Here is an 8,447-nt window from a genome sequence, read left to right on the forward strand (position 1 = left end):
TCAAAATGAAAAGAAAAAGAAAAATATTTGCATTGGTTTGTCTCAGTGCAATACTATACCAAACTTTTAGCCCACTGACAGCTCTAGCCCTGACAAGTGGTCCCCTGTCGCCCGATGCATCGAGCTTTGAACCGGTAGATACTTCGACAATGGTCAATCCCGTTACCGGAGATTTTGTCTACAATGTACCTCTGATGGAGGTTCCGGGCCCGGAAGGAAGTTATCCATTATCACTGTCCTACCATGCTGGTATCAATCCGGAGCAGGAAAGTAGCTGGGTAGGTTTGGGATGGACCTTAAATCCAGGATCGATAACCAGAACGATTAGCGGTTTTCCTGACGATTGGGCCAATACCCAAGCCAGCCGCCGTGATTATTGGTCAGGAGGAGTAACAAATGTGACTTCTGTCGGAGTGACAATTCCTGTTGTCAATGTTTCCGCCGATGTTATAGTCGTAAAGGATACCTATAGAGGGGTCGGGATCGGATGGAATGTTGCTTACGGATTTAGTTTGGGGGAAGATTCAGGAGTAAGAGCAACAATTGGTATTGGATCCAACCCTTATAGTAGCGGTTTCTCAGTGATAGGGGGACTCAGTGCAATGGGATTAAGTCTTACGGGCTCCCTGGGAGAGAACAACTCACTTGGGATTTCGACGTCTTTACTTTCGGTATATGGTTATAGCTTGCTTGATGCAAATTTGTCAACCAGTGGAGTTGGAGTTTCTACAAATATCTCTATTGAGTCAAGTCTTTCCAATAGTAAAGAAGGGGTTGTACAGACTGAGACCAAGAAATCTGGACTAAACCTTCTTTTTGTGAGGTTCTCCAAAATAAGAACAAGATATTGGTCCGATGAGACGGAAAATAGTAATATTTACGGAGCGTTGAATTCGAAGTCATTTAGTGGATTATTGAGTGACAATAGTTTGGTTAACGATGCATTTCAATTAGGTAGCGGTAGCGATCCCGACAAGACACAGGATGGTGCCCAGCCTGCATTCGACTCCTATATGGTGACGGGCCAAGGAATTGGCGGTTATATGCGGCCATTTATTTATCAGGGATCTGTTTCCAGACAAAATGTAGTCGAAAGAGATGCATCATCATCAAAAATGACTGTTCAATATGGTAATAACACCAAAGTATCAAATAATTTGGGATTTAGATTTTTAGGAGATTTTTCAAATACTTTACAGCAAAACTATACGGCATTTTCTACTGATCCGAATACGATTTTAAATGGCACGCTACCCTTTGCTGCTCCTAGCGGAAATAGTGGAAGCTGGTCTTCAGGATATAATAGTACAAACCAAGTTTTAGCCGGTTCCAAAACAATTCAATATTTCAAAACAGATGCAAACGGTAATGTAGTTACTCCCAACACCAATGTGAAATTTATACAGCCAGTTGCCTCTGGACTGGACCGCAAGAAACATCTGGGACCTATTGCATCTGGGACAACTAACAGTGGTATTACAGGATTCTCTATAACGAATGAAAGTGGTGTTACTTATCACTATAATTTACCAGCCTATAGCTATGAGGAAGAGGTTTATCAGGAAAATACAGTTAAACTTAATAGCAGTGACCTGAAATTTAACAGGCAGACTAAAAATGCCGGATATGCTTATACCTGGCATCTCACGGCGGTGACTGGACCTGATTATGTGGACCGCGGTACAATAGGGGTACTTGACGAAGCAGATTATGGGTACTGGGTCAGTTTTGAATATGGTAAGTGGACCGATGAATTTGTTTGGCGGACGCCTACAGAAGGATTTACGAATAATATCGACCAAAGGTTTAAGACCGTATCAATGGGGAAAAAGGAAGTTTATTATTTGAATGCTATAAAAACGCGTACGCATACAGCTCTTTTTGAGAAAGATGTGCGAACTGATGGCAAAAGTGCTTCCAAAGAATCTTTCAATAAAAACTGGTCCTCACAGAACAGTGTCTCCACAGATTATAGCAATGCAGGCTTATATAATGCAAATTCAAATCAGAGCCTTCGATTGAGCCATGTTTATATTCTTAAGAACACAGGGATACCAAGTGTAGGTAATTCTAGTGGTGGTTCTTCTGGATTTATACCTTCCGGCCGTACGGTATCGTGTACAGAATGTGAGTTATCCAATAACGTGTTCGATAAAAATGATGTGAATGCCTATGGGCGATCGCAGTTAGAGTCTAGTTCTCTCAGGGTGATTGATTTCGATTATGACTATTCACTTGCGAAAGGTGCTACGACCAGCTTTGATTATTCCAGTCCCTCAAATAAATTGGGAAAACTAACGCTCAAATCTTTCAAAATCAGAGGAAAGGGAGGAGCCAGTATTTTACCACAGACGGAGTTTGGTTATAACCTTTCAGTTTCAGATCAGAAAAAAGGACTTGCAACTGTTTCCCCGGGCAGTATTTCAGGAACTACGGTAGCATACGAATTAGGTGATCTTATTGAGACGGATGATGCAGATCCTGTCTTCTGTGGATATATTGATCAGATTACCCAATCTGGCTCGACCTATAGCTATGTTTTAAAAGGAGGAAATGTAACTAGTAATCTCGGTTCAAAAAATATTAGAAAAACCAAAAATCCGCCTTACGAAAAGGATAAATATGATTATTGGGGCATGTATAAATCGGATTATGTGAGTTATTTTAATCAGAATTTAAGTAGAATTCCGACCAGGATCTCTAATAAGTCGACAGATGTGTGGTCCTTGCGGACGATAAAGACTTCCAGCGGACCTCTTGTTGAAATAGGATTTGAGGGGCACGATTTTCGTGAAAGCATATATGGTAACAATATATCCGTACACTTTATTAGTGTAACCAAGCTATCGCCACTTAATTATAGGCTTACGATGATAAACAATGGTAGAGCATGTAAAGACATATATCAAGTCGGTGAAAATATTTTGGCAGTATTTTTTAGAGAGTATTATGAAAAAAATCCTGATCCTAATATGGGGGGGCGGTCAGTGGATCCCATTGATCCAAATTCAACAAAAATGTATGATGCATATATGGGTTCAACTGTTCTGGTAAAAGCAATGAATGGAAACACGATGGATGTTGAATTCGCAGATTACTTAGAAGATAATCTGTTTAATGTATATTATACAAATCGCTCTCAAACCAAGGTGCTGGATGTTAATTTAAGAGCCACTGCAATGGACAAGAATCATTTGGGGGGCAATGGTGTTCGTGTAAAATCGATTACTTTAAGAAGCTTAGATGGTATAAAATATACGACTAATTACAAATATTGTAAGGATGATTCCTCTGTGTCGTCGGGTGTTACCAGTTATGAACCTTTAAATTACGAACGGTATCAAGGAAGAGCATCTACAGAAGGTCATTATGAATCAATTTTTGATGGAACATTGAATCTTGGTTTTGCAAACGTTTCTTACTACGGCCCCGAGCTCCCTGGGCCAGGAGTTATGTATTCTCGAGTGGAAAGTGTTTCCAAAATAGTCTATCCCGATGGTGCAAACGGAGCTCCATTAACAAAAAATGTGATGGAATTTTTTACATTTCAAGATGCTAAAATAGAAAAAAACTATGTGACAAGTCCCAGTTCATCAACTTCGTATGCGACTGCAAATCATTTGTTTCGTAAGTTTATGAGTTTAATGGGCTCTCCCAAAACCGTCAGTTATTATGACGGAAACGGGAAACTGACCAAGCGTGTTGTCAACCAATACCTGCATGAGGGTATTACTGGTGATTTTTTTGCAGGTTACAAAACCAAGCTTCAGGGCTTTGGTTACCAGGGGCTTCTCAGCGAGCGTTTTTCGGAAGTGAAAAAGGTGCTCAATACCTCTAACAATACTTGGCAGACTATGGGGACCATGTTTGCCAGAGAAGATTATCCATTGGTGAATGTTGGCACGGTGGAGTATGATTATATCCATAACACAAAGACCTCAAAAAAGGTCAATGCCTTTGATTTCTACAGCGGCGCCGTTACGGAGTCTATCAGCACGGACTCTTACGGCAATAGCTTTCTGAGCCAGAGCACCCCTGCGTACCGTGATTTCGCGGCGATGGGCCCGAGCCAGCTTGATGGGACCAAGAAGCATATGCTGACACAGGTTTCGGCGAGCAATGTATACCGGCTGAATGCGAGCGGGGCCAAGGAGCACCTGGTTTCTGCAAGCTACAATGTGTGGAGCAACGGTGGTGCAGTTCTGGATGGAAGTGGCAACCGTATCGTCCAGAACAATGCAGCGACCAACGGGAATGTTTGGCGCCAGACGTCGGGTTATGTATGGATGCCCCTGAGCGTTGCGGCCAACGGGATGACTGCAGTTGCAAGTTTTGTAGCTTTTCCGGGCAGCAATCCGGCCGGTGCGAATGCGGCATGGAAGCGCAACAATGATGTCGTGTTGATGGATGCCTATAGTCATGTGCTGAGCACCCGGGATTTCAAGAACAATCACACCAGCACGCGCTATGGTTACAACAATGCCAAACCCGTGCTGAGCGGTACGTTTGCCAAATATGGGGAGATTGTCTTCAGCGGGGCCGAGGATGAAAACATCAGCAACGGTAAGAAGCTTGAGGTTAGTAAGGGTACAGGTACTGTTTCCACTGCAGTATTCCATACGGGCAGTAAGAGCCTTCAGCTCGCAGCAGATCAGACCGGTTTTGATTACAGTGTTCCTGTGTCCGAGCTTACTGCGGGACGTACCTATACGGCGAGTGTCTGGGTGAACAATCAGACTGCCCATAACGTGAAGCTGTACTATCAGCTTGACGGTGTGGACAAAACGGTATCGGGCGCTTCCAATGTGAGCACCAGGACTTCCGGCAAATGGACTTTGATCACATTTGATATCACGCTGAGCGGGGGCACTACGGTGCGTGTGTTTGCCAAAAACGACGGTACGGGGACGACATATGTCGATGATTTCCGTTTCCAGCCAAAAAACGGTGTTAGTTCTGCCTCGGTTTATAATGCGGCCACTGGTGAGCTGAGCTACAGCCTGGACCGTAACAACCTTTATACGCGTTATGAGTACAATGCTATGGGACAGCTTATTGCGACCTACCGGGAGCAGTTCGGGCGTACACCTTACAAGGTATCGGAGACACAGCTGAACTATAGTACCAGGAGTTTTAACGGACTGTCGAACTAAGCGATTTATCCAAGATGAAAAGAAACCAACAACGAACATACAGGTGGGTAGCGAAAGCTGCTGACCACTATGCTATAGCGCTGCTATGCCTGGCCGGGTTTGGTGCACAAGGTCAGACTCAGATCATTACCCCGGACCCGATCGTCCTTCCGGCTACTGGCCAGAGCAGTTATATACTTTCCTCGGGTCAGAGTCTGACTGCTAAGAGCGGTCAGTCCATCACGCTAAAGCCCGGAGTCCACCTGATGTCTGGTTCGACGGCGGTGCTGCAGGTTGATTCGGATTTCAAGATCCCCCTGGCGCCGAACAATCCCCAGGCCAATACGGACATGAACTGGATCCTTGGCCGAAGTTTTAACGCCAGCGGTCAGGTGGTTTCCGAGAGCAAGGTGTTCTATGATGACCTGGGCAAGGCCGTTCAGCAGCAGAGCAAGAATCTGGAATTTGGGCACGTGATAGCGAGCGAGCCGCTGTATTCGGTGTACGGTGGAGCTGTTGGCAGTACGCTGTCGGCGCCGATCAATAATGCATCTTTTGCTTACAAGAGTGATTTTTTTACCTCGGCTGGCGGGGTGGCGTACAGCTTCCGTAATTTCGGCCGGTATTTGAACAGTGTGGGGACAAAGCAGGACAAGACAGTGACCGCTGACGCAGTCGGTGGTACAACATCGGGCACTTTGGGCTGGTATTACAGCAGCTCCAATAGTTGGGAACCGTACCAGGATGTCACGACGCATCCTTACACATTGGGCACAGATGCCTCCAACGGCAGCGGTATCTTCAGCCGTAAGGCCGGTGTAGGCAATGAGCTTCGTATGGGCAAGAACCGTGAGGCGATATCTTTCTCAGTTCCGGTCACTGGTGAGTTGGAACTGTATGAGAGCATCCGGAGCAAGTATTTCACGGATGCGGAGGTTGGCGGCCGTACGGCAGTGGATTCGGCTGTTCGGGTCATGTCGGTGAGCCTAGATGCAGACCGGAATGTAGGAATTTCGGTTTCGGTTGACGGTCTTCCGGTGCTTTCGGCATTGGCTGGTACGGAGCTGACAATAGCCAAGACGGTGAGCGTTGCTGCCAACAGCAATGCCTATTTTCCGGTACTGGCCTCGCAGTCGGTGAGTTTCAGCGGCGCGGCTTCGAGCCTGGTGAACTATGTATTAAACGAAGCCGTGACAAGCGTTTCCGCGGGAGCAGTGACCCTGGCCAAGGGGCTCTATGAGCTGCGTACAACTACCGGGGCACAGACAGCGAGTTACAGCCTTGGGCTGGGTACGATCTCGATGAATTTTTATGACCAGTTAGGCCGCTTGCGTGCGAGCATCCCGCCCGAGGGTGTGAAGAAGCTGCTGAACGGGGGGCTGGCAAATTATGCCACGCTGGCGAGCGTTCCCTATATAAAGACCTTTGAGTACAATGCGCAGGGGCTGCTTGCTGCGAGTACCGGTCCTGATCAGGGGCGTTCGGAGCTGAAGTATAATACCGAAGGTAAGATCCGTTTCTCCCAGAACGCTTTGCAGAAACAGAAGGGCAGTTACAGCTATACCAACTACGATAGTTATGGAAGGGCGACAGAGTCGGGGGAATATCTTCCCACGGGTACGGGGATCAAGTTTGAGAACCTCACGGCAGCGATGCTGGATGCCGGAGGGCTTCCCTCGGTCACGGGTACGCAGAGTGACGTGAGCGTGATCCAGTACGATGTTGCCAATGCCACGCACGGTGTTGCGGGGTATGTACAGGACAGCTACTTTTTGGGCGGAGCCGTAAGTTATACAGCCAAATACAGCCTATTGATCAACAATGTGAAGGACGCGGCCAAACTGGTCAGCCGGAGCTGGTTCAATTATGACGGTGACGGAAATGTGCTATGGACGGTCAGCAATGCGACGGGGCTGGGCAACAAGACGATGGAGTATGTGTACGACGAGTTTGGGCGTGTGACCAAGTCTGTGTACCAGAAGAACACGGCCGCGGAGACATTTGTGCACTATTATGAGTATGACCTGAACGGGAAGCTGAAAACGGTGTACACCAATACGACTGACAATATTTCCAGCAGGGTGCTGCATGCCAAATATATCTATGCCTTGACGGGCGGATTGAAACGTGTTGAATATGGCGACAAGCTGCAAGGGGTTGATTATGTGTACACGGTTGACGGCAAGCTCAAGAGCATCAACAATGCAAATGTGGTGATGCAGAATGAGATTAGTATCAATGATCCGGGCAAAGATGGAAAGGGCAACGGGTTTGCGCGTGATGTGTTCAGCCAGAACATGGAGTATTATCCCAATGATTACCTACGTACAGGTACCAATATTTTAGGTATCCAAAATGCGTCAGCCCCATTTAAGTTTGGCGGTTTGGCAAACGGTATCGGCTGGCAGACACAGGTAACACCGTCAAATACCGTGGTGGACGCTGCTGGGATGAATATCTATACTTACGATACCAAGGGGCAGCTGCTGTCCAACATCTGGGGTACACCGGATTATGGGACCAAGGTATTCACGGGAACGGCTAATGTGAACCAGGAGAAGGGGATCAGTTACGATAGTCACGGGAACCTGCTGAAATTGCAGCGGACCAACGGAGCGGGCACTACTGTGAACAACTTTACCTACAATTATCAGGCGAGCACCAACAAGCTGAGTTCGGTAACGGGTTATGCGAGCTATAATTATGACGCGGTCGGCCAGCTGGCCTCACAGGTGAAGGGGACAGCGGGTATGTACCTGGACTATGATGTCTCGGGTAAGGTGACAAGTATCTACAGTGATGCGGCGAAGTCGGTGATAATGCTTAGCTTTGCCTATGACGAGGGTGGCAACCGGATCATGAAGAAGGACCACCGGACAAACGCAGTGAGCTGGTACAGTTACAATGATGCGGGCACGTTAATGGCTGTGTTTGAGAGCAAGAATGGCGGGGCACTGCAGCTTCTTGAGCAGCCGGTGTATGGATCAGACAGGCTGGGTATGCTGAACAGGCTGGGAGGGAATTATAGCTATACGCTGACGGACCATCTGGGCAATACAAGGGCAATTATCAACCGGAACAAGCTGCCCGGAGGTTTTGCGGATGTACAGTACAATGCGGACTATTACCCCTATGGTATGGAAGCCCGTTCGGCGGGTATAGACAGTAGGTATGGTTATCAGGGACTGTATGCGGAGAAGGATAAGGAAACTGGTTGGAACAGTTTTGAGCTGAGAAACTACGATGTGGCGATAGGAAGGTGGCTGGCAGTGGATCCGATGGGCCAGTATGTTTCACCTTATGTTGGTATGGGAA

At 46.9% G+C, this 8,447-nt stretch carries 2 protein-coding genes; both read left to right on the forward strand.

Annotated elements, in window-relative coordinates; genetic code table 11:
• The first annotated feature begins 5 nt into the window (after nucleotides 1–5).
• Complete coding sequence (locus tag D7322_RS16060) at nucleotides 6–5,153, forward strand: hypothetical protein (protein WP_147430444.1); 5,148 nt, start codon at nucleotides 6–8, stop codon at nucleotides 5,151–5,153.
• Nucleotides 5,154–5,167: 14 nt separating this feature from the next.
• The coding region (locus tag D7322_RS16065; protein ID WP_147430445.1) for an RHS repeat domain-containing protein at nucleotides 5,168–8,447 on the forward strand (3,280 nt) is incomplete at its 3' end.

Source organism: Sphingobacterium puteale (assembly GCF_003627955.1).
Taxonomy (GTDB): domain Bacteria; phylum Bacteroidota; class Bacteroidia; order Sphingobacteriales; family Sphingobacteriaceae; genus Sphingobacterium; species Sphingobacterium puteale.